This window comes from Nocardia sp. NPDC003482, from assembly GCF_053588115.1.
This window is the reverse complement of the sequence record NZ_JBSFPI010000067.1, coordinates 1-1,370: the sequence shown is the minus strand read 5'-3', so window position 1 is coordinate 1,370 and position 1,370 is coordinate 1. Positions and strand designations below refer to the sequence as shown.

Genomic DNA, 1,370 nt, shown 5'->3' with positions numbered 1-1,370 from the left:
TGAACCGCCTGTAAGTGTTTGTGGTGGCTGGCCTGGGGCTGGCTGGCAGGGTGGTGCTGGTTCTTCAGACCGGGTGTGACTCGTGAATCGCCTGGCCCCGTTCGGGTGCTCTTCCCGGGAGTTGTCCTCTCGGTCTGAAGGCCGGCGCTGCCCGGCGCACCACGATGGCCTGATCAGAAGCTTGTCCAACCGCGGGAACGGTTGTGCCTCATTACAGGTCTGCCTCGTAGTAACTCTCACCCGGGCCGACGCCGGTCACGACGTCCACCCCGGCTGGAGGAGAACACCGCATTGCCCATCGTCGCAGACCACTACCGATTCGTCGTCGGCGTCGACACGCACGCCGCAACGCACAGCTACGCCGTCGTCGAATCCCTGACCGGCCGCATCATCGACCAGGCAACGTTTCCGACAACGACGGCGGGACTGGCACGCGCCCAGGCGTGGATCGGTCGCCGAACTGACAGCGAGATCGACACGGTTCTGATCGCTGCCGAGGGCACCGGCAGCTACGGTGCGATCGCCGCTGACAGGCTCGAACACGCCGGCTACCGAGTGGTCGAGGCACCGACGCCCTCGGCGAAACGGTTGCGGGACAACGGAAAGACCGACACTCTCGACGCAGTCACCGCCGCCCGATCGACAATCGTCACCGATCTCTACGATCTGCGCGACCGGCGTCGCGGCCAGGTGCGGGCCGCATTGAACATTCTCACCGTCGCCCGCGACCAGATGGCCACCGAACGAACCCGCACCGTGAACACACTCACCGCGCTGATCAGGTCCTACGACCTGGGCATCGACGCGCGCCGGGCGCTGTCGGCGGCCCAGATCACCGAAGTCGCCTCCTGGCGCCGCCGTGACGAGCCGATCGGGTTGGCAGTCGCCCGCGCCGAGGCGATCCGGCTGGCCCGACGGATCAATGAACTCGGCGACCAGCTGAAAACCAACCGTGCCCAGCTCGACGAGATTCTTGCCGAGCACGCCCCGCAACTACTGGCACTGCACGGGGTTGGAGCCGTCACCGCTGCGGTCATCCTCACCGTCTGGTCACACCCAGGCCGGATCAGAACCGAGGCCGCGCTGGCGAAAATCGCTGGGACTGCTCCGATTCCAGCATCATCGGGCAACACCACCCGGCATCGGCTCAGCCGCGGCGGCGATCGACAGCTCAACAGAGCCATTCACACGATCGTGCTGACCCGGCTGCGAACCGACCCCAACACCCGCGCCTACCTGCAACGGCGACTGGCCGCAGGCAAAACCAAACGCGAGGTCACACGATGCCTGAAACGGTATGTCACGCGGCAGATCCACCGAACCCTGACGCAGGCCAACGCGACGACTTGACAAACATAGAAGCCTCCCGG

Annotated in this window: 1 protein-coding gene; it reads left to right on the top strand. The window is 65.7% G+C overall.

The window, feature by feature from the left end:
- Positions 1-291 precede the first annotated feature (291 nt).
- A complete protein-coding gene (locus tag ACWDSJ_RS37820) occupies positions 292-1,350 on the top strand; it encodes an IS110 family RNA-guided transposase (RefSeq protein ID WP_064909816.1) in 1,059 nt (352 codons plus the stop codon).
- Positions 1,351-1,370: the final 20 nt, after the last annotated feature.